This is a genomic window from Sulfitobacter sp. 1A13421 (assembly GCF_043557285.1).
GTDB classification, from domain to species: domain Bacteria; phylum Pseudomonadota; class Alphaproteobacteria; order Rhodobacterales; family Rhodobacteraceae; genus Sulfitobacter; species Sulfitobacter faviae.
This window is the reverse complement of the sequence record NZ_JBIFFQ010000001.1, coordinates 489,712-510,369: the sequence shown is the minus strand read 5'-3', so window position 1 is coordinate 510,369 and position 20,658 is coordinate 489,712. Positions and strand designations below refer to the sequence as shown.

At 63.9% G+C, this 20,658-nt stretch carries 22 protein-coding genes; 9 read left to right on the top strand and 13 right to left on the bottom strand.

What is annotated here, in order from left to right; translation table 11 throughout:
• Positions 1–58: 58 nt before the first annotated feature.
• The gene (gene upp / locus ACGYLI_RS02510) at positions 59–700 is read left to right on the top strand and encodes a uracil phosphoribosyltransferase (protein ID WP_067263778.1); all 642 of its coding nucleotides are present in this window, start codon (positions 59–61) and stop codon (positions 698–700) included.
• An 87-nt stretch (positions 701–787) separates the two neighbouring features.
• Complete coding sequence (locus ACGYLI_RS02505; RefSeq protein ID WP_394416837.1) at positions 788–2,221, top strand: SPOR domain-containing protein; 1,434 nt, start codon at positions 788–790, stop codon at positions 2,219–2,221.
• 69 nt (positions 2,222–2,290) lie between these two features.
• Here the strand turns inward: ACGYLI_RS02505 and ACGYLI_RS02500 are convergent, their stop codons facing one another.
• The gene (locus tag ACGYLI_RS02500; protein ID WP_394416835.1) at positions 2,291–3,304 is read right to left on the bottom strand and encodes a hypothetical protein; all 1,014 of its coding nucleotides are present in this window, start codon (positions 3,302–3,304) and stop codon (positions 2,291–2,293) included.
• An 84-nt stretch (positions 3,305–3,388) separates the two neighbouring features.
• Positions 3,389–5,014, bottom strand: coding sequence for an AMP-binding protein (locus tag ACGYLI_RS02495; protein ID WP_394416834.1), 1,626 nt, complete (start codon positions 5,012–5,014; stop codon positions 3,389–3,391).
• Between the two features lie 94 nt (positions 5,015–5,108).
• Between ACGYLI_RS02495 and ACGYLI_RS02490 the strand changes: the two genes are divergently transcribed.
• A complete protein-coding gene (locus ACGYLI_RS02490; RefSeq protein WP_394416832.1) occupies positions 5,109–6,041 on the top strand; it encodes a DMT family transporter in 933 nt (310 codons plus the stop codon).
• Positions 6,038–6,679, top strand: coding sequence for a sulfotransferase family 2 domain-containing protein (locus tag ACGYLI_RS02485; protein WP_394416830.1), 642 nt, complete (start codon positions 6,038–6,040; stop codon positions 6,677–6,679). Before ACGYLI_RS02490 ends, ACGYLI_RS02485 begins: the two co-directional genes overlap by 4 nt.
• Positions 6,680–6,892: 213 nt before the next feature.
• Here the strand turns inward: ACGYLI_RS02485 and ACGYLI_RS02480 are convergent, their stop codons facing one another.
• The 7 genes from ACGYLI_RS02480 to ACGYLI_RS02450 form a co-directional block, all read right to left on the bottom strand.
• Entirely contained in the window at positions 6,893–9,094 is a 2,202-nt protein-coding gene (locus ACGYLI_RS02480) for a 3-hydroxyacyl-CoA dehydrogenase NAD-binding domain-containing protein (RefSeq protein WP_394416828.1), read from the bottom strand.
• A gap of 20 nt (positions 9,095–9,114) precedes the next feature.
• The gene (locus tag ACGYLI_RS02475; RefSeq protein WP_209218222.1) at positions 9,115–10,329 is read right to left on the bottom strand and encodes an acetyl-CoA C-acetyltransferase; all 1,215 of its coding nucleotides are present in this window, start codon (positions 10,327–10,329) and stop codon (positions 9,115–9,117) included.
• Positions 10,330–10,344: 15 nt separating this feature from the next.
• On the bottom strand, positions 10,345–10,983 hold the full coding sequence (locus tag ACGYLI_RS02470) for a glutathione S-transferase family protein (RefSeq protein ID WP_394416826.1): 639 nt from the start codon (positions 10,981–10,983) through the stop codon (positions 10,345–10,347).
• A 134-nt stretch (positions 10,984–11,117) separates the two neighbouring features.
• Positions 11,118–12,266 carry an acyl-CoA dehydrogenase family protein gene (locus tag ACGYLI_RS02465; protein ID WP_394416824.1) on the bottom strand — a complete coding sequence of 383 codons (1,149 nt, stop codon included), beginning with the start codon at positions 12,264–12,266 and terminating at the stop codon, positions 11,118–11,120.
• A gap of 23 nt (positions 12,267–12,289) precedes the next feature.
• On the bottom strand, positions 12,290–12,502 hold the full coding sequence (locus ACGYLI_RS02460) for a hypothetical protein (protein WP_067261198.1): 213 nt from the start codon (positions 12,500–12,502) through the stop codon (positions 12,290–12,292).
• A gap of 50 nt (positions 12,503–12,552) precedes the next feature.
• Positions 12,553–14,334: an acyl-CoA dehydrogenase C-terminal domain-containing protein gene (locus ACGYLI_RS02455; protein WP_394416822.1), complete on the bottom strand. Its 1,782-nt coding sequence runs from the start codon at positions 14,332–14,334 to the stop codon at positions 12,553–12,555.
• A gap of 52 nt (positions 14,335–14,386) precedes the next feature.
• Positions 14,387–14,788 (bottom strand): MerR family DNA-binding transcriptional regulator, encoded by a 402-nt coding sequence (locus tag ACGYLI_RS02450; protein WP_067261195.1) that lies wholly within the window; start codon positions 14,786–14,788, stop codon positions 14,387–14,389.
• Between the two features lie 185 nt (positions 14,789–14,973).
• Here ACGYLI_RS02450 and ACGYLI_RS02445 point away from each other — a divergent pair, with 185 nt between their 5' ends.
• The gene (locus ACGYLI_RS02445) at positions 14,974–15,735 is read left to right on the top strand and encodes a LuxR C-terminal-related transcriptional regulator (RefSeq protein WP_394416820.1); all 762 of its coding nucleotides are present in this window, start codon (positions 14,974–14,976) and stop codon (positions 15,733–15,735) included.
• Positions 15,736–15,834: 99 nt separating this feature from the next.
• Complete coding sequence (locus tag ACGYLI_RS02440) at positions 15,835–16,059, top strand: hypothetical protein (protein WP_394410299.1); 225 nt, start codon at positions 15,835–15,837, stop codon at positions 16,057–16,059.
• Between the two features lie 9 nt (positions 16,060–16,068).
• Here the strand turns inward: ACGYLI_RS02440 and ACGYLI_RS02435 are convergent, their stop codons facing one another.
• Positions 16,069–16,449 (bottom strand): MerR family DNA-binding transcriptional regulator, encoded by a 381-nt coding sequence (locus tag ACGYLI_RS02435; RefSeq protein WP_394416818.1) that lies wholly within the window; start codon positions 16,447–16,449, stop codon positions 16,069–16,071.
• A gap of 118 nt (positions 16,450–16,567) precedes the next feature.
• Here ACGYLI_RS02435 and ACGYLI_RS02430 point away from each other — a divergent pair, with 118 nt between their 5' ends.
• From ACGYLI_RS02430 to ACGYLI_RS02420, 3 genes are read left to right on the top strand one after another with little or no spacing between them, the layout of a single operon-like run.
• Complete coding sequence (locus tag ACGYLI_RS02430; protein WP_067261213.1) at positions 16,568–16,990, top strand: PaaI family thioesterase; 423 nt, start codon at positions 16,568–16,570, stop codon at positions 16,988–16,990.
• On the top strand, positions 16,987–17,499 hold the full coding sequence (locus ACGYLI_RS02425) for a PaaI family thioesterase (RefSeq protein ID WP_394416816.1): 513 nt from the start codon (positions 16,987–16,989) through the stop codon (positions 17,497–17,499). Before ACGYLI_RS02430 ends, ACGYLI_RS02425 begins: the two co-directional genes overlap by 4 nt.
• 22 nt (positions 17,500–17,521) lie before the next feature.
• Complete coding sequence (locus ACGYLI_RS02420; protein WP_394417139.1) at positions 17,522–18,874, top strand: MATE family efflux transporter; 1,353 nt, start codon at positions 17,522–17,524, stop codon at positions 18,872–18,874.
• On the opposite strand, the gene arsC is transcribed toward ACGYLI_RS02420, so the two are convergent.
• Genes arsC through ACGYLI_RS02405 form a run of 3 tightly spaced genes read right to left on the bottom strand, consistent with a single transcriptional unit; the run spans position 18,871 to position 20,599 of the window.
• The gene (gene arsC, locus ACGYLI_RS02415) at positions 18,871–19,212 is read right to left on the bottom strand and encodes an arsenate reductase (glutaredoxin) (RefSeq protein ID WP_394416814.1); all 342 of its coding nucleotides are present in this window, start codon (positions 19,210–19,212) and stop codon (positions 18,871–18,873) included. The genes ACGYLI_RS02420 and arsC overlap by 4 nt on opposite strands.
• Positions 19,209–20,243, bottom strand: a complete 1,035-nt coding sequence (locus ACGYLI_RS02410; protein WP_394417137.1) for a quinone-dependent dihydroorotate dehydrogenase — start codon at positions 20,241–20,243, stop codon at positions 19,209–19,211. The genes arsC and ACGYLI_RS02410 overlap by 4 nt, the downstream gene beginning before the upstream one ends.
• Before the next feature lie 5 nt (positions 20,244–20,248).
• Positions 20,249–20,599: a DUF952 domain-containing protein gene (locus ACGYLI_RS02405; protein WP_394416812.1), complete on the bottom strand. Its 351-nt coding sequence runs from the start codon at positions 20,597–20,599 to the stop codon at positions 20,249–20,251.
• Between the last annotated feature and the right edge of the window lie 59 nt (positions 20,600–20,658).

The following is a 20,658-nucleotide window of genomic DNA, read 5'->3' as shown; positions in this document are numbered from 1 at the left end:
TGCTTGCGAGCGGGGCGCTTGTGCGGCTAGAAGCAGGGCAAATAAAGGAGCCTGCCGCATGACCGATACCCCCAATCACCTGACGATCGTCGACCATCCGCTGGTGCAGCACAAGCTGACCATCATGCGCGACAAAGCCACCTCGACCGCCGTCTTCCGGCAGTTGCTGCGCGAGATCAGCCAGCTTTTGGCCTATGAGGTGACGCGCGGCCTGCCGATGACGACCAAACGGGTCGAGACCCCGATGCAAGAGATGGACGCGCCAACGCTCGACGGCAAAAAACTGGCGCTGATTTCGATCCTGCGGGCGGGCAACGGGCTGATGGATGGGGTGCTTGAATTGATCCCCTCGGCGCGGGTCGGCTTTGTCGGTCTCTACCGTGACGAAGAGACCCTCCAGCCGGTGCAGTATTACTTCAAAGTGCCCGAGGCGATGGAAGACCGCCTCGTCATCGCCGTGGACCCGATGCTGGCCACCGGCAATTCTTCGGTCGCGGCGATCAATCTGCTCAAAGAGGCAGGCGCCACCAATATCATCTTCCTCTGCCTGCTGGCCTCGCCCGAGGGGGTCGCCACCATGAAAGCGGCGCATCCGGACGTGCGCATCGTCACGGCCTCGCTGGACGAGTCCCTCAACGAAAAGGGCTATATCATCCCCGGTTTGGGCGACGCGGGTGACCGGATGTTCGGCACCAAGTGATCGGGTAAGTTTCGCTAATCGGCGCGCGGTGCTTTACTCAGGCCGCGCGCTGATGCATCGTTCTACCAGATAGTGTGGGGGCATTAGATGACACTTACCAGAAGTATTGCCATGGCGATGATCGTCGCAGCCTTGGGCGTCGGCGGATCGCAGACCCAAGCGCAGGACAGCCGCAGCCAACCGGCAGAGTTTCCGCCGTCCTCTTACAAGGGTAAGCAATATGTCGACAGCGCGGGATGTGTGTTCATCCGCGCGGGCATTGACGGGAATGTGTCTTGGGTGCCCCGCATGAGCCGCGCGCGCGAGCAAATTTGCGGGTTCCAGCCCACGAATGGCGTGAAAGTGGCAGAGGCCAAGGTTGAGGCGGCGCGGACCAAGGTCGAACCGGCCCCCGCAAAGACACCCCCGGTCCGCGTCGCCGAAGCGTCCGCGCCTAAGGCAAAGCCGAAGGCCCCCGTGGCGCGGCCCGCGCCGCAAAAGGTGGTGCGCCGTGTGGCGCCGGCCCCGGTGCGTGCATCCGCGCCCAAGGTCGTGCGCGAGACCGCACCGCGCCCCGTGCCGGTGGTGCCCAGCAAACCCGTCGCGCTGGCCGCCCCGGCACCGGCTGGCTTTGTCACCGCTTGCCCCGGCGCTTCGCCCCTGTCGCAGCGCTATATGCGGCGCGGGGATGGCTATAGCGTGCGCTGCGGTCCGCAGGCGGAGCCGATTGTGACGGGGCGTCTTGCCCCTTCGAGCCCGCAGCGCGGCACCGCACCGCAGCCCTACCGCAGCGCGGGTGTGATGCCCGGCGTTGCCACTGCACCCGCGCGGATCGTGGCCCCTGCCGCCGTCGCCGCACCGGTGGTCAGCGCCAAGCCCGCCCGCGCCGTGGGCACGCAGACGCGGATCGTGCCGAAACATGTGGCGATCAATCGGGTGAACACGACCAATGTGAAAGTCCCGAAAGGATACCGGAAGGTTTGGGAAGACGACCGTCTGAACCCGCACCGGGCCGAGCAAACCTTGGAAGGCCGCGCCGACATGCTATTGGTCTGGACCCAGACCCTGCCGCGCCGTTTGGTCAACAAGGCCACCGGCGAAGACGTGACCGCCAAAGTGCCGCTGATCTATCCCTATCTCGATATCGAAACGCAGCGCCGCAAGCTGGGGCGGGTCAAGATCGTCGAGCGGGATGGCCAAGTGGTGAAACGGGTGCTGCGCTACCGCAACGCCGCGCCGATCCATCGGGATGCCCGCCCGATCAAGAAGGCCCCCGTCTATTCCAGCCGCTCGGCCCCGACAGCCCAGCCCAGCACCAAAGCGGGCTATGTGCAGGTCGGTGTCTTTGGCAGCCCCGCCAATGCGCAGCGCGCGGCCCGGCAGATCGCGGCCTTGGGGCTGCCCGCCCGCATTGGCAAACAGACCCGTGGCGGCAAGACCTACCACAGCGTTCAGGCAGGCCCCATCGCGGGCGGCTCTGCCCAAGCGGCGCTTGGCCAATTGCGCCGGGCAGGATACCGGGACGCCTATCTGCGGCGCTAAGCGTTTTGTAATGAAGGTAAAAGGCCAGCCGCGGTTTCCCCGGGCTGGCCTTTTTCTTGGGCCAATCAGTCAGCCGCCGCAGATGCTTTGCAATCTCAGCCAATCGGCATCCGACATCAGCGGCGCGGTCAGCTTGCCGTTCATCGGGTCACCTTCGATCAGGGGCAGGGTGCTTTCGCCGGTGATGTCACGCGCAAAGGCATAGGGCTTGCTGCGCAGCTCGGCTTTGGCAAATCGCGCCAGTTGAGCCTCAACCTGCGGTGTCGCGGCGGGGCGCATCAGCAGTTGCTCGGCATAGGCATCCAGCGCCTCGGAAGAGATATCGCCGGTGGTCAGCAGGCGGAAATTCTCGCGCAGGCCCACAGCCTCCAAGAGCGCGCGCAGCGGGTCATGTTCCCGGCGCGCCACATCCTCGGTCAGCACATAGCCCGCGGCGACATCGGGCTCTTCGTAATCCTCCAGCACCGCGCGGTCGAGCACGATGAGACGGCCCGGCAGATGCAGGCTGGCGCGGGTCATATCAGGCAGGATCGCCACGCGCCCGACCTCCAACCGTTTGGTGAGCCGCGCCAGCGCGGCGCTTCCACCGGGGCTTTCGCAGGCGGGGCCAGAGACGCGTTCAAGCCGCTTGAGCAGCGCCGTGCCCAAAGAGACACGCTTGACCTCTGGCACCACTTTGATCGCATGATCGCGCAGCGCGCCGGGCATCCAAAAGACCGCCAGCGCCGCCACCACCGCGACGGAGGCCAGCATCCCGACCGACCGCAAACGCCCCGGCTTGGGACGGCTGCGATTGATCGCGCGGCGCAGCTTTTCGATGGCCTCGATCATCTCGGTTTCATTGTCGGGCAGTTCCAGGGTTTCGCCCGGATCCCCGTCGGGATGATAGAGCGCGGGGGTCTGGCCGGGGTTGGCCCTGTCGACGGCGGCCAGCGACCAATGGGTCAGCGCCTGATCCTTGAGATCGCTGATCACCAGTGTCGCGTCACCGATAGAGACGATCACCTCGCGCCGCTGCGCATCGGGCGCGGCGCGCCAGAGGCCCGTCGCTTCGAGCCGGGCGTATTTTGTCAAGGCGGTCATGGGGTTCTGCTGCGGGCCTGTCAGTTTTCGCCACTCTACCACGCGCTGCGGGATCAGCAATGGCAGGTGACATAATGCCCCGCCTTAGAGGCACGCCGCCTGTTTGCGCAATTCGAACTTCTGGATCTTCCCGGTGGAGGTTTTGGGCAGTTCGCCAAAGACCACGCGCTTGGGCGTCTTGAACCCGGCAAGGCGCGCGCGGGCGAAGGCGATCAGCGCCTCTTCGCTGGCCTCCGCCCCCGGTTTCAACTCGACAAAGGCGCAGGGCACCTCGCCCCATTTTTCATCCGGTTGCGCCACCACGGCGGCGAGGTTGACCGCGCCGTGGCCCATCAACACACCCTCGACCTCGACGCTCGAAATATTCTCTCCGCCCGAGATGATGATGTCCTTGGCGCGGTCGGCGATCTGGATGTAGCCGTCGGGATGCTGCACCGCGATGTCGCCGGAGTGGAAGTAGCCGCCCGCAAAGGCTTCGGCCGTGGCGTCTGGGTTTTTGAGGTAGCCTTTCATCACCGCATTGCCGCGGATCATGATCTCGCCCTGTGCCGCGCCGTCGCGCGGGGTTTGGGCCATCTCGGCGTCCATCACGGTGATCTCTTCCATCATCGGCATGGCGACACCTTGGCGCGCTTTGATCCCGGCGCGCTCAGGCTCGGGCAGCCCATCCCATTCGCCTTGCCAGAGACATTCGGTGACATGGCCAAAGGTCTCGGTCAGCCCATAGACCTGCGTGACGTTGAACCCCAGCTTTTCGATCTTCGACAGGGTCGCGGGGGCCGGGGGCGCGCCCGCGGTGAAAACCTCGACCCGGTGATCGAAGGCGCGGCGGTCTTCTGCCTCCGCGTTGACCAGCATGTTCAGCACGATGGGCGCGCCGCCGAAATGGGTGACGCCGTGATCGGCGATGGCGTCATAGATCGCCGCCGCGGTGATGTCGCGGCAACAGACCAGCGTGCCGCTCAGAAGCGGCATCATCCAAGTGTGGTTCCAGCCGTTGCAGTGAAACAGCGGCACGATCTGCATGAAGACCGGGCGCAGCACCATCTGCCATGAGATCACCGTGCCCATGGTCATCAGGTAAGCGCCGCGGTGATGATAGACCACGCCTTTGGGCCGCCCGGTGGTGCCGGAGGTGTAGTTCAGCGCGAGGCTTTCCCATTCGTCCTGCGGCATGATCCACTGGAAATTGGGGTTCGCCTCGGCCAGCAGTTCTTCGTATTGCGGATGCCGCCCGGTGGCGGGAAAGCCGGCGGTGGGGTCGGGCACTTCGATGATCGCGGGGCAGGTGCCTTCCATCTGCGCGCAGGCCTCCTCGGCCAGCGGCAGGAACTCGGTATCGACCAGCAGCACCTTGGCGCCGCCGTGGTCGAGGATATAGGCCACCGTCCCGGCATCGAGACGGATGTTGATGGTGTTGAGCACGGCCCCGCAGGCGGGCACGCCGAAATGCGCCTCGGCCTGCGCGGGCAAGTTGGGGATAAGGGTGGCGACCACATCGCCCGGGGTCACGCCGATCTCGGCCAGTAGCGCGGCGAGGCGGGTGCAGCGGTCATGGTACTGGGCATAGGTGACGCGATGCACGCCGTGGATCACTGCCGTCTGGTTCGGGAAAACCTCTGCGGCGCGGGCCAAATGCGACAAGGGCGTGAGCGGCACGAAATTCGCCGCGCATTTCTCAAGCCCGCTTTCATCCGTCATCCACCCCATGCGACCCCTCCCAAGGCATTGGTTGCGATTTGGGGTTGAGTATTGCTGCCCGGACGTGACTTTGAAAAGAGGTCAGGAGGGAAAAGGAGGGCAGATGCAGGACATAGCGGTAAAATCGGGGCTGGCGGCGCTTTACGCGGTGAGCGGTATGGCGGCTTTGGGGCTGACGGATAATTTCGTCCCCTTCATCACCGAGCGCGGGTCGCTCTGGCAGTTTCACTTCCTGCGGGGGCTTATGGCGGTGGCGATCCTGATGGTGCTCGCGGCCCTGGGTTTCGGCATTCTGCGCCCGCGGCGGTTCTGGGCCGTGGCCGGGCGCAGCCTGTTTCAGGCGGGCGCGATGTTGATCTATTTCGGCTGTCTTGCCTTTCTGCCCATCGGGGTGGTGGTGGCCGGGCTGTTCACCTCGCCGCTTTTCGTGCTGATGATCTCGGCCCTGTTTCAGGGCAAACGCGTCGGCCCGTGGCGGTGGGGGGCCGTGGCCGTGGGCTTTGCCGGGGCCTTGATGGTGATCCGCCCTGACCCGAGCGATCTTGACCCCGTGGCCTTCCTCCCGCTGTTGGCCGGGGCGCTCTATGCCATCGGCGCCGTAGCGACGCGGGCGTGGTGCGAGGGGGAGAGCACGATGGTGATGACCGCGGGCTTCTTCGGCATGTTGGCAGTCATGGGCGGCATCGGTGTCTTGGTTCTGCCGGGGGCGGAGGTGGCGGGGGCCGAAGGTTTCGTCAGCCGCACATGGGGGCCGCTTGACGGCCCGATGTGGTTCTGGATCGCGGTGCAGGCGGCAGGCTCGCTCATCGGCATCGGCTTTCTGGTGCGCGGCTACCAATTGGGAGAGGCCGGGCATGTGGCGATTTTCGAGTACTCCCTTCTGATCTTCGCCAGTTTCTGGGCCTATATCCTTTGGGATCAAGAGGTGCCGCCCTTGGCATTCGCGGGCATGGCGTTGATCGCACTGGCCGGGGCGGTGATCGCCCTGCGCAGCGATGAGCCTTCGACCCTACGCGCGCCGGAGGCGGTGGAGTGATCATCAGTCGCGGTCGGCGTTACGTCTTCGTGCATATCCCCAAGACCGGGGGCACCTCACTGGCGCTGGCGCTTGAGGATCGCGCGATGAAAGACGATGTGATGCTGGGGGATACGCCGAAAGCGCGCAAGCGGCGGCGGCGGGTGCAGGGGGGCGAGACCGCGGGGCGGCTGTGGAAGCATTCGACGCTGGCGGACATCGACGGGTTGGTGACAGCGGAGGAACTCTCGGGGCTGTTCTGCTTCACGCTGGTGCGCAATCCTTGGGAGCGGGTCGCGAGCTACTATCGCTGGCTGCGGGGGCAGGGGTTTGAGCATCCGGCGGTGGCGCTGGCGAAGGCGACGGATTTCGCCGGGTTCCTGCGGCATCCGCAGACGCAAGCCAGTCTGCGCGCATGGCCTGCGCGGCGGTATATGCAGGATGCTGCAGGGCGGGAGCGCTGTGATCTCTATATTCGGCTGGAGCATTTTTTCGAAGATGCGGCGCCGTTGTTTGAGCATCTTGGGTTTGAGTTGGAATTGCCGCGGGTGAATGCCTCGGAAGGGGAGGCGGCCTATACACCCGAGTTGCACGATCTAGTGGCGGAGCTCTGCGCCGAGGAGATCGCGCGGTTCGGCTACGTTTACCAAGAGCACTAGGGCCAGCGCCTGCCCGTGGGTTGGCGACCCGCGCAGTGTTGTTGCCACTTTATGGTTCAACCGTGATGTGCCCTCGCGGGGTCACGCTCAGCCTCACCAAATCGCCTACCCGGGGGACGGGCAGGCGATGGCCCGGCGCCTGCGGCTTGATTCCGGGCCGGGTGGCAGCAGGAGCGTCAAATAAAAAGGGGCGCCGAAGCGCCCCTCTCCCCCTCACGCCGCCTTGGCGTCCGGGTTGAACCGTCCGTAGAAACTCTGGTTCTTCTGCGCCATTTCGCGCAGTAGGTCCGGGCAGGCAAAGCGCTCACCGTATTTCTTGGTCAACGCGTCACAACGCTCCGCCGCATAGGGCGCGCCGATCATATCGAGCCAGCTCAGTGGGCCACCGGACCAAGGCGCAAAACCCCAGCCAAGGATCGCGCCCACGTCCCCCTCGCGGATGTCCATCAACACGCCTTCTTCCAGCGCGCGCACGGCCTCCAAGACCTGCGAGAACAGCAACCGGTGCTGCACTTCGATCAGCTCGGGCTGATCGTCGGCCACGGGGTACTTGTGCCCCATGCCGCGCCACAGACCCTCGCGCTTGCCCTTGGCGTCATAGCTGTAGAAACCGGCGTTGGCCTTGCGACCCAGACGGCCCTCTTCCTCCATCCAGAACACCAGCGGGTCGATGTCGTCGTTGGGGTATTCATCGCCCATCGCCGCCTTAGTCGCACGGGCAATCTTGGCGCCCAGATCGATCGAGGTCTCATCCATCAGCTGCAGCGGGCCCAACGGCATGCCGACCAACTTCGCGGCATTCTCGATCAGCGCGGGCTCGACACCCTCCTGCACCATCCGCACACCCTCGTTGATGTAGGGAATAATGCAGCGATTGGCGTAGAAGAAGCGCGCGTCATTGACCACGATCGGCGTCTTGCGGATCTGGCGCACATAGTCGAGCGCCTTGGCCACGGCCCGGTCGCCGGTCTCCTTGCCTTTGATGATCTCCACCAGCAGCATCTTCTCAACGGGTGAGAAGAAGTGGATGCCGATGAACTGCTCGGAACGGCTCGACGCTTTCGCCAGATCAGTAATTGGCAGGGTCGAGGTGTTGGAGGCAAAGATGCATTCCTCGGGGATCACCGCTTCGACCTTCTGGGTCATCTCGGCCTTCACCTTGGGGTCTTCGAAGACCGCTTCGATGATCAGATCGCAGTCCTTGAGCGCATCGAGATCGGTGGTCGCGGTGATCAGATCGAGCGCCTTGGCCTTCTTCTCCTCGGTCGATTTCTTGCGGGCGATGCCCTTGTCGAAATAGCTCGCGGAATAGGCCTTGCCCTTGTCGGCCGCCTCCTGCGTCTGGTCGATCAACACAACCTCAATCCCGGCCTGAACCGAGACCAAAGTGATGCCGGCACCCATCATGCCCGCGCCCAGAACGCCCAGCTTCTTCACGCGCTGGTCCGGCACGCCTTCGGGCCGCACCGCGCCTTTCTCCAGCGCTTCCTTGTTGAGGAAGAGCGAGCGGATCATATTGCCCGAGGACGGGTTCATGAGCACGTTGGTGAACCAGCGCGCCTCGATTTTCAGGGCCGTGTCGAAGGGCACCAGCGCCCCTTCATAGACCGCCGACAAAAGCGCCTTGGCCGCCGGATAGACGCCCTGCGTCTTGCCGTTGACCATCGCATTGGCACCCACAAAGGTCATGAAACCCGCCGGATGATAGGGCGCGCCGCCGGGCATTTTATAGCCCTTGGCATCCCAAGGTTTGACCAAATCGGCATCCTTGGCGTTCAGCACCCAGTCGCGGGCCGCGGCCATCGGGTCTTCGCTAACCTCATCAATGATCCCAGCCTTTTGCGCGGCGGCAGGGGCGACCATTTTGCCTTCCAAGAGGAAGGGCGAGGCCGCCATGGCACCTAGCTTGCGCACCATCCGCGTGGTGCCACCGGCGCCCGGGAAGATGCCCACGAGGATCTCCGGCAGACCGATGCGCGCCTTGGGGTTGTCGGCGGCAAAGGTGCGGTGCGTGGCCAGCGGCAGTTCCAGCCCGATGCCCGCGGCGGTGCCGGGGATTACGCAGGCCACGGGCTTGCCGCCCTTGTTGGTCTTGGGGTCCATGCCCGCGCGCTCGATCTTGCGCAGCAGGGCGTGCATCTGCATCGTGCCCTCGAAGAGACCCTTGGCCGGATCGTCGCCCGCGTCTTCCTTCATCTTGGCCAGCAGGTTCAGGTCCATGCCCCCGGCAAAGGAGCCTTCCTTGCCGGAGGTGATGACGATGCCCTTCACGGCGTCATCGGCCAGCGCGTCGTCGATATGCTTTTCCAGATCGCGCAGGCCGTCGAAGGACATGACGTTCATGCTCTTGCCCGGCACGTCCCAAGTGATGGTGGCGATGCCTTCGGCATCCTTGTTCATTGTGAAATCGGTCATTCTCTTGCTCCCTTCGCGGCTCACACGCGCTCGATGATGGTGGCGGCACCCATGCCGGACGCGATGCAGAGCGTGGCCAGCCCCACTTCTTTGTCGGCGCGCTCCATCTCATCGAGCAGGATGCCGATGATCATGGCGCCGGTGGCGCCCAGGGGGTGGCCCATGGCGATGCCGCCGCCGTTCACGTTGACCTTGCTGTCATCCACGTCGAAGGCCTGCATGAAGCGCAGCACCACGGCGGCGAAAGCCTCGTTGACCTCGAACAGATCGATGTCGCCGATGGTCATGCCGTTGTCCTTGAGGATTTTCTCGGTCACCGGCACCGGGCCGGTCAGCATGATGGTGGGATCGGTGCCGATCTTGGCGGTGGCGCGGATGCGGGCGCGGGGCTTCAGCCCATGCTGCTCGCCGAACTCCTTGTTGCCGATCAAGACAGCGGCGGCACCATCGACGATGCCCGACGAGTTGCCCGCATGATGGATGTGGTTGATCCTCTCCAGATGCGGGTATTTCATCAGCGCGACCTTGTCGAAGCCGGGCATGACCTCACCCATCTGCTGGAAGGCGGGGTTCAGACCACCAAGGCTCTGCATATCGGTCTGCGGGCGCATGTATTCGTCACGGTCGAGGATCGCGAGACCGTTCTGGTCGCGCACGGTGATGACGGATTTGTCGAAGCGCCCCTCTTCCCAGGCCCGCGCGGCGCGCTGCTGGGACTGCATGGCCAGTTGGTCGGCCTCGTCCCGCGAAAAGCCGAACTCGGTGGCGATGATATCCGCCGAGATGCCCTGCGGCACGAAGTATTTCTCCATCGCCAGCGTCGGGTCCACGGCGATCGCGGCACCATCGCTGCCCATGGCGACGCGGCCCATCATCTCGACACCACCGGCGATATAGCCATTGCCAGCGCCGCCCTTCACTTGGTTCGCCGCGAGGTTCACGGCCTCCATCCCGGAGGCGCAGAAACGGTTGATGGCCAGACCCGGGATGCGCTCATCAAGGTCCGAGGCCAGCACCGCCGAGCGTGCCAAGCAGCCGCCCTGTTCCATCACCTGGGTGACGTTGCCCCAGATCACGTCCTCGACGGCATGGCCTTCGAGGTTGTTGCGCTCCTTCACGGCGTTCAGGGTCTGGGCCGAGAGCCGCAGCGAGGTCACCTCGTGCAGGGCGCCGTCCTTGCGGCCCTTGCCGCGCGGGGTGCGCAGGGCGTCGTAGATGTATACGTCTTGGGTCATGTCATGTCCTCCGGGTCAGGCGCGGTCAGCAGGGCTGCCGGGCATCAAATCATAGGGGGCTTTCCAGCCCGGTGTTTCGCTCAGACGCGTAAGCCACGCGTCGATATGGGGCCAGTCCCTGCGGTCGAAACCGAAAGGCTCGGGGTAATAAAGATACCCGCAGCAGCTGAGGTCCGCGTTGGTGATGTCGTCGCCCGCGATCCAATCGCGGCCGTCGAGATGGTCGTTCAGCACGCCGTAGGCCGCCTTGAGCCGGCCCTGGTTGAAGGCGATGACCTCGGCGGGGCGTTTGTCTTCGGGCAGGAAGTTCATCAGAAAACGGGTCATCCCGGCAACGGAGCTAAGCTTGTGGTTATCCCATAGCACCCACCGCAGGATTTCGCGCCGTTCCGTCGCGTCGCGCCCGCCGAATTTGCCCGTCTTTTCCGCGACGTAATCCTGAATTACGCCCGATTGGGTGAGCCGAAGATCGCCGTCGATCATCACCGGTGCCTCGCCCATGTTGTTGATCTGCGCGCGGTAATCGGGCTGACGCGTCTGGCCACCGAAGAAGTCCACCTTCACCGGCTCCCAGTCGAGCCCCGACAATTCGAGCGCCAGCGCCGCCTTGTAGGCGTTGCCCGATTCGCCAAAGCAATAAAGCTGTATGGTCACCTGTCATTCCTCCTCTTCTGTCGGCGCCCGCTGAAATGTCGGAAGGTATTTGTGAAAGGATGAAGGGGGCAGGGGGCGCCTTATCTTCATCCTTTTTCAAATACCTCTGCGCCGGTGTTTCAACCCGCGCGCGGTCAGAGGTTGCGCGCGATCAGTTCCTTCATGATCTCGTTGGTACCGCCGTAAATGCGCTGCACCCGCGCGTCGGCCCACATTTCGCCCACGGCATATTCCTGCATGAAGCCGTAGCCGCCGTGCATCTGCAAGCAGACATCCAGCACCTCGCCTTGAGTGTCGGTGAGCCAGTATTTCTGCATCGCCGCCTTGTCGACGCTGAGTTCGCCGCGCAGGTGTTCCGCGATACATTCATCGAGGAAGGCGCGGGCCACCGCGGTCTTGGTTTTGACCTCGGCGAGTTGAAAGCGGGTGTTCTGGAACTGGGTCAGCGGGCCGCCGAAGGCCTCGCGTTCCTTGCAGTATTGTACCGTGCGCGCCACTGCGCCTTCCATCGCGCCCACCGCGCCGCAGCCGATGATCAGCCGTTCCTGCGGCAGTTGCTGCATCATTTGGTAGAAGCCTTGGCCCTCGTTCTGGCCGAGGATGTTTTCGGGCGGGATTTCGACGTTGTCGAAGAAAAGCTCGGAAGTATCCGCCGCATGCAGGCCGATCTTGTCGAGGTTGCGGCCGCGTTGGAAGCCTTCGGCCTTGTCGGTTTCCACGACGACGAGCGACACGCCCTTGGAGCCTTCCTTGGGGTCGGTCTTGGCCGCCACGATGATCAGATTGGCGTGCTGGCCGTTGGTGATGAAGGTCTTTTGACCCGAGAGTTTGTAGGCGTTGCCCTCGCGGATCGCCTTGGTCTTGATGCGCTGCACGTCCGAGCCGGTCGAGGGTTCAGTCATCGCCAGTGCGCCGACCAGCTCGCCCGAGACCATCTTAGGCAGCCAGCGTTTTTTCTGGTCCTCGGTGCCATAGGCGAGGATGTAATGCGCCACGATGCCGGAGTGGATGCCGTGGCCCCAAGAGGCGAGGTTGGCGCGCGAGCCTTCGATCAGGATCGCGGCCTCATGGCCGAAGTCGCCACCAGCGCCGCCGTATTCTTCGGGCACCGAGGGGCAGAGCAGGCCGAGTTCACCGGCTTGCGCCCATGTGTCGCGGTCCATCTGGCCCTGCTTGCGCCATTTTTCGAAATGCGGCGCCCATTCGGTGTTGATGAACTGCGCCGTCATGTCGGCGATCATCTGGTGTTCTTCGGTCATCCAGCTGGATGTTTTGGTCTGCATCTTCTGGCCCCCTCCCCAAGGGTTCAGCGTTTGCGGGCGTCCAGTTCGGCGTTGAACAGGCGCAGCCGCGCAATCAGGTTTTCCTCGTTCATGACCGAGTTGAAATTCTCGAACAGGAACGACAGCGCTTCCCCCTCATCAAGACCTGCGTCGGTGCTGAACTTCTTTAGCCTGCGGTAGCCCTCCTCGGTCATGGCGACGGGGAAGCGGCGGGTCAGGCGGAAGCGTTTGGGCATGGTCTCTCCGGGTGTTGGGCAGGGTGGGGGGCTTGCCCCCACCCCCCGTTTTAGAAGTTTGCGGCCTCCAGCGCCATGACCGTATCCGCGCCCGATTGGATGCGGGTCAGGTGCAAGGCCGTGGCGGGCAGTTGGCGCGCCATATAGTAGCGCCCGGTGGCCAGCTTGGTCTCGTAGAAGGCGGCGTCGCCGTTGCCGTTCTTCAGCGCTTCTTTCGCTGCCAGACCCATCTTTGCCCACATCAGGCCAAGGCAGACATGGCCGAACATGTGCATGAAGTCGTTGGACCCCGCGAGCGCGTTGTTGGGGTTCTTCACGCCGTTCTGCATGAAGTACATGCCCGCCGATTGCAGGTCCTTGCTGGCCGCTTTGAGCGGGTCGAGGAAGGCGGCGTCGAACTCGGCATCCTGACCGGCGTTCTCCTTGATGAAGCCCTTTACCAGGTCGAAGAAGGCCATCACGTGCTTGCCACCGTCCTGCGCCAGCTTGCGGCCGACGAGGTCGAGCGCTTGCACGCCGTTGGCGCCTTCGTAGATCTGGGCGATGCGGGCGTCGCGAGTAAATTGGGACATGCCCCATTCCTCGATATAGCCGTGGCCGCCGTAGACCTGCTGCGCCTTCACGGTCATGTCGTAGCCTTGGTCGGTCAGGAAGCCCTTGATGACCGGGGTGAGCAGCGAGACGAGGCCATCGGCGTCCTTATCCTCGGCGCGGTGCGCCGCGTCGATCATCGTGGCCCCCCAGAGGATGAAGGCACGGGCGGCTTCGACAAAGCTTTTCTGGTCCATCAGCGAACGGCGGATGTCGGGGTGCACGATCAGCGGATCGGCGGGTTTTTCGGGGGCGACGGCACCGGTGACGGCACGGCCCTGCAGGCGGTCCTTGGCGTATTCCAGCGCGTTTTGATAGGCCACCTCGGCCTGAGCCAGACCCTGCATGCCGACGCCGACGCGGGCTTCGTTCATCATGGTGAACATGGCGCGCATGCCCTTGTGTTCGGTCCCCAGCAGATAGCCAGTGGCGCCGTCGTAGTTCATCACGCAGGTCGAGTTGCCATGGATGCCCATTTTCTCTTCGATGGAGCCGACGGAGACGCCGTTACGCTCCCCCAAAGACCCATCTTCGTTGACCATGAACTTGGGCACGATGAAGAGCGACACGCCCTTGATGCCCTCAGGCCCGCCTTCGATTTTGGCCAGCACGAGGTGGATGATGTTGTCGGCCATGTCATGCTCACCCGAGGAGATGAAGATCTTCTGGCCAGAGATCTTGTAGCTGCCATCGTCCTGCGGGGCCGCCTTGGTGCGCATCAGGCCCAGATCGGTGCCGCAATGCGGCTCAGTCAGGTTCATGGTGCCGGTCCATTCGCAGGAGACCATCTTGGGCAGGTAGGTGTCCTTCTGCGCGTCGGTGCCATGGGCAAGGATCGCCGAGGCCGCGCCATGGGTCAGACCTTGGTACATGGTGAAGGCTTGGTTCGCCGCCGAGAACATCTCGCCCACGGCGGTGCCGAGGACGTAAGGCATGTTCTGCCCGCCGTAGGCTTCGGGCATGTCAAGGCCGGGCCAGCCGCCTTCTTTCACCTTTTCAAAGGCTTCCTTGAACCCCTTGGGCGTGTAGACGACGCCGTTTTCCAAACGGCAGCCTTCCTTGTCGCCCACGACGTTCAGCGGGGCGAGCACTTCGGAGGTGAGCTTGCCCGCCTCTTCTAGGATGGCGGAGGTGAAATCAGGCTCCAGCTCATCATAGCCGGGGGTCTTGCTTTCGGTCACCTTCAGCACGTCGTGCAGAACGAATTGCAGGTCTTTGGTGGGGGCTGTGTAACTGGGCATCTTTGCTCTCCGGGTCGTCTTTTTATGGATGTGAGGGGCGGCGTCGCCGGGGTTATTCGGCGGCGCGGCGGGGTTGGTTCATGGAGGCGATCATCTTTTCCCCCCATTTCAACTGGTCCTTGAGGTCTTCGATGGCCTCGTTCAGCTCTTCGCGGCGCGACTCGAGGTCGGCCAGACGGGCGCGGGCGATCTCATAGGCCGCGGCGATCTGCGTCTGTTGCTGGTCGCCCATATGATAAAGGTCGAGCAACTGGCGAATTTCTTCGAGGCTGAAGCCAAAGCGCTTGCCGCGCAGGATCAGCTTGAGCCGGGCGCGATCGCTTTTGGTGAACAGGCGTTTCTGGCCCTCGCGCAATGGGAAGAGCAGCTCTTTCGCTTCGTAGAACCGCAGGGTCCGCGGGGTCACTTCGAAAGCGTCGCACATCTGGCGAATGGTCAGCGTGTCGGCAGTCATCTCATCACTCTCCAATCGTCGTTTCATGACTTCAGTTGGGGGCTGTCATTTCTGATACAATGGGAGTTGACGTTGACGTAAGTGATACGTTGCGTCACTTTATGCGCAGGGTAATTTCCTTTAGGTTTGAAAGGATGATGGGCGTGCGCCGCCGCCATGGCGCTGGGCATTAGAACAGGTGGGAGATGGCAAACCTAAATCAAAATGGGCCGGAGACGTTGGACGGATTGGTTCACTGTGCGCAGAACGCCACCTCCGCGGCGCGTCTTCTGGCTTGCGGCCTTGCCTATTATCAAGGTCTTGGAATTGATCTGGTCAGCTATCATGGCGACAGCCCCGGCGCGCCTGCGATCCTTTATAAGTTCGACGGAACGGGCGCGGTGGGGGCGCAGTGGCATTCGCAATTTCTGGATGTGGAGAAATTGCGCGAAAGCCCGGTCGAGGCGCTGGCCCGGCAGCAGGTGATGCCGATTTACTGGTCGGATGTGGCCCGCACGGCGCGGCTTACCTCTGCGGAAGGCCTCTACATGAAAGGATTGATGCGGCGCTACCCGAATGACGGCATTTCGCTTAGGGTGCATGGCCCGGGCAGGGATTCCGCCGTGGTAGGACTGGGGTTTGCCGCCAAACAGGCGCGTCTGTCGCCGGAGGCGTTGTACAAACTTCTCAGCGCCGCCCAGATCGCGCATCTGCGCTATTGCGTCTTGGCCGAAAGCCAATCGCCGCGGGACTTCGGCCTGTCCCCGCGCGAGGTCGAGGTGTTGGAGTGGATTGCCACGGGCAAAAGTAACGGGGTCATTGCAGAGATACTTGGGATTTCGCCCCATACGGTCGATACGATTGTGCGGCGGATTTTCTCCAAACTTGAGGTGAATGACCGCACGACCGCGGCCATTCGCGGGCTGGGGGCGGGGCTGCTGCGCCGCCCGAAAGAGGGCGCGCCCTAGGGCAAGGTTGACCTCGCGTCGCTGTCGCGTGACTGCGTGACATGACCCCACGTCGTGGGGGCTGTAGGTGCGGGCGCTCGACCTAAAGAGGCACCAGGCATGTCAGAAAAACAAGAGCAGACAGGTAGCGGGGCTGAAAGCGGTTCTGTGGCAGAAACGCGCGCGCGCGTGGTTGCAGAACTGAAAGGCGCGTCCGAGACCATCGAAAACGGCGCATTCGATCTGGCCGGAGACGCGAGCGCGGATGTGGTGTCCGATCTCATCCGGATCACGGCGGATTTGCAGATGCTCATCGGGCAGTTGGCGCAGCGCAACAGCCGCTGAGCCCGCCGCTCAGCTCTTGTCCGAGGCGATGGCCGCGGCGGTTTCGTCGCGCAGTTTTTGCAATTCCGCCATGGCTTCGTCCAACTGGCGGCGCTGCTCGGCCAGTTCTTCCAACTGCCCATCGGCCATGGTGACCCAAGTGCGCATCTGCGCCTCGGTCCCCTCTTTTTCATAGATCAACAGCCACTGTCGGATATCTTCCAGCGCGAAGCCGAACTTGCGGCCACGTAGGATCAGCTTCATCCGCGCCCGTTCGCGCGGGCCATAGAAACGCGAGCGCCCCTCACGGTGCGGTTGCAGCAATTCGATATACTCGTAATAGCGCAACGTGCGTGGCGTCACGTCAAATGCCGCGCACATCTCTTTGAATGTCAGGCGTTCATCGTCCAAAGCATCTTCTCCCTTCCGGCAAACTATGGTCACGCGCGGGGATGCGCAACAGGCGGTCTTGCCCTTTGGCTATCTCGCCCTGATAAAGGACAAAACCAGAGGCAGAGGGTTGGGTTGCATGTCCGACAAATTAAAGCTGGCGCGACAGTTCATTCAGGCGCTGCCCCATTCCATGGCACTGGGGATGGAGTTGCAGGAGTTGGGCGATGGCTCTGCCGTGATCACCATGCCCTATGACGACAAACTGATCGGCGACCCGCAGACCGGGGTGATCAGCGGCGGGGCGGTCTCGGCGCTGATGGACACTTGCTGCGGGGCCGCGGTGATGAGCCACCCCAGCAACCCCGCGGCCACTGCCACGATGGATCTCAGGATCGAATATCTGCGCGCGGCCACCCCGGGGCAGACGATCATCACCCGCGCGACCTGCTATCACGTCACCCGTTCGGTGGCCTTCGTGCGGGCCACGACGACGGATGAGGACGCCGACAACCTTGTCGCCACAGCGACCGGCACTTTCACCGTGGAGGGGCACACATGACCACACGTCGCAAGCCGGAGCCGGTTCAGGTCATCAAGCAACGCCGCGACGGGGTGCTGCGCGCCATGGTCGAAGGCGTGCCCTATATCCGTTTTCTGAGCATCGAGTTCGAGCGCTGTGGCGATGAGCTGACCGGCATCATGCCGTTTTCCGAGCAACTGATCGGCAACCCGATCCTGCCTGCCCTGCACGGCGGGGCCACGGCGGCCTTTCTTGAGGCGACCGCGATCATCACCCTCAGCTGGGGGCTGATCTGGGAGGATATGGAGAGCGGCGCGCTTGATCTGGACAATCTGGATGCCGACCACCTGCCCCGGCTGCCCAAGACGATCGATTTCACCGTGGACTACCTGCGCTCGGGTCTGCCGCGCGATGCCTATGCGCGGGCGCGGATCAACCGGTCGGGGCGGCGTTACGCAAGTGTCCATGTCGAAGCGTGGCAGGACAACCGCAGCCGTATTTTCGCGCAGGCCACGGGCCATTTCCTGATGCCGCAACGGCGTGGCTGAGCCGCAATCAGAGACCGAGCCGCTGACCGAGGCAGAGGTGCGCGCGGTTGAGCGTGGCACGCTGGCGGCGCGTGATGTGGTGACCCACCGCCGCGTGCTCAAGATCGCCGTTCCCATTGTCATCTCCAACGCCACCGTGCCGATCCTCGGCGCGGTCGATACCGGCGTGGTGGGGCAGATGGGCGCCGCCGCCCCCATCGGCGCGGTGGGGCTGGGGGCGATCATCCTCTCGGCGCTTTACTGGATTTTCGGCTTTCTGCGGATGGGCACCGTGGGCCTCACCGCGCAGGCGGCGGGCAATGGCGAAGAGGGCGAGGTCGCCGCATTGCTGACGCGCGGGCTTTTGATCGGCGCGGGGGCGGGGCTGGCCTTGATGGCATTGCAATGGCCGCTTTTCTGGGCCTCGTTCCAAATCGCTCCTGGATCGCCCGAGGTCGAGGGGCTGGCGCGGCAATATATGGCGATCCGCATCTGGTCTGCGCCCGCCGCCATCTCGATCTATGCGATCACCGGCTGGCTCATCGCGCAGGAGCGCAGCCGCGCCGTGCTGGTGTTGCAGGTCTGGATGAACGGGCTGAACATTCTGCTGGATCTGTGGTTCGTGCTGGGTCTCGGCTGGGGCGTGGAGGGCGTGGCCATCGCCACCTTCCTCGCGGAGTGGAGCGGGGCGGCCTTGGGCCTGTGGTTCTGCCGCGCGGCTTTCGCGGGGGTGGCGTGGCGCGATTGGGCACAGGTCTTTGACGGGCCGCGCTGGACGCGCATGATGCAGGTGAACACCGATATCCTGATCCGCTCGCTTTTGTTGCAGGCGATCTTTGTCTCCTTTCTCTTCATGGGGTCGGGCTTGGGCGATGTGACCTTGGCGGCCAATCAGGTGCTGCTGCAATTCCTGATGATCACCTCCTACGGGCTGGACGGTTTCGCCTTCGCCGCCGAGGCGATCATTGGCCGGGCCTACGGGGCGGGGCAGCGTGATGTGCTGCGGCGCGGGGCGGTGCTGACTTCCGCTTGGGCGCTGTTGGTCAGCCTGCTGTTGGCGGTGGTCTTTGCCGCCAGCGGCGGCGCGATTATCGACCTGATGGCCAAGGCCCCGCAGGTGCAAGAGCTTGCCCGGGTCTATTTGCCCTATATGGTCGCGGCACCGCTGCTGGGCTGTGCGGCCTATATGTTCGACGGCATCTTCATCGGCGCCACGCGGTCGCGCGACATGCGCAATATGATGCTTGTGTCGTTTCTGATCTATGCCGTGACCGCGCAGGCATTGGTGCCGAGCCTGGGCAATCACGGGCTTTGGATATCGCTTTTGGTGTCCTTCGTGGTGCGCGGCATCACGCTGGCGCTGCGCTACCCGGCGTTGGAACGCGCGGCGGGCTAGAGCAGCGCCTGCACCGCTTCGGGCGGGCGGCCGATCACGGCGCGGTTCTGGGCAAAGGCAATGGGGCGCTCGATCAGGATCGGATGGGCGGCCATGGCATCGATCAGCGTCTCTTCGGGGCTGTCCTTGGTCAGGTCCAACTCTTTGAACAGCTTTTCGCCCGTCCGCATCATCTCGATCGCGGCCAGGCCAAGGGCGTCGCGGGCGGCAATGATCTCAGCCTGCGTCGGCGCGTCTTCGAGGTAGCGGCGGAGAGTTGCCTCCATTCCCGCCGCTTCGATCAGCGCCAGCGTCTGCCGCGATTTCGAACAGCGCGGGTTGTGCCATAGGGTGATCATAGCCAGTCCTCGCGTTTGCTGCCCACGGCCTCGGCCACGCTGGCAAAACCATCGCGGGCCAAGAGTGCATCCAGCCCGGTGGTGATCTCTCGCACCAGTCCGAGACCGCCGAAGACCAGCGCGGTGTAAAGTTGCAGGGCAGAGGCTCCGGCGCAGATCTTGGCATAGGCGGTCTGCGCGTCCGACACCCCGCCGACGCCGATCAGCGGAATATCCGTCAGCCCCGCCAGCCGCGCCAAGACGCGGGTCGAGCGGTCGAACAGCGGCGCACCCGACAGACCACCCGCTTCGCCTGCATGGGCGCTGGCAAGGCCGGTCCGGTCAAGCGTGGTATTGGTCGCGATGATGGCAGCAACGCCCGAATTTTGGGCAACCTCGGCCACATCCTCAATCTCGGCTTCGCTAAGGTCGGGGGCGATTTTCAGGAAAACCGGCGTGGCGCCGCGCACGTCCATCACCCCTTCGAGCAGGGCCGAGAGTGCCGCTTTACCCTGAAGGTCGCGCAGCTTTTCGGTATTGGGGGACGAGACATTGACCGTCGCGAAATCCACGTGATTGCGCGCGGCGGTCATCACGCGGGCAAAGTCGGCGGCGCGGTCTTTGCTGGTCTTGTTCGCACCAAGGTTCAGCCCCACCGGCACCCCCGCACCCCGGCGCGAAAGCCGGGCGCAGATCGCCTCCATCCCCTCGTTGTTAAAGCCGAAACGGTTGATCGCGGCGCGATCCTTGGTCAGGCGAAAGAGACGCGGGCGCGGATTGCCGGGTTGGGGCAGGGGCGTGGCGGCCCCCACTTCGACAAAGCCGAAACCGGCGCGGGAGAGGGGGGCGATCGCGGTGGCATTCTTGTCAAACCCCGCCGCCAACCCGACAGGGTTCGGCAGGTCCAGCCCGGCAAGCGTGGTGTGCAGCCGCGCCGAAGTCTGCGGCCCCGGCGCGGGCGCAAGCCCCGCTCGCAGCGCGCGGATCGCCAGACCATGGGCCGCTTCGGGATCGACCCGGTGCAGCGCCCGCAGGCCCAGCCTTTCCAGCAGCGGCGTCACGCGCTCGCCTCGTCCAATCCGGCGGGGAATTCATGCACGCCGTCGATCAACGGCAAAGGCTGCGCCCAGACCACGTCTTCGATCTTGAGCGGGCGGTAGAGATGGGGGAAAAGCGCACCGCCGCGCGAGGGTTCCCATTTCAGCGCATCACCCAGATCGTCGGTCTCAAGCGCGAGAAGGAACAGACCGTCCTCCCCCTTGAAATGTTTGGCGGCAGTCTCAGCGGCCTGTTCGGCGGTGGAGATGTGCACATAGCCATCGGTAACATCGATAGGCGCCCCGTCCGAGACCCCGTTCTTGCGCAGCGCAGCCCATTCGTCCGCGCGGAATATTTTGAAAATCAGCATGGCTTCTGATGCCCGCCGGGCGGGGCGGGGTCAAGACCCGCGGGTGACCATAGGGCAGG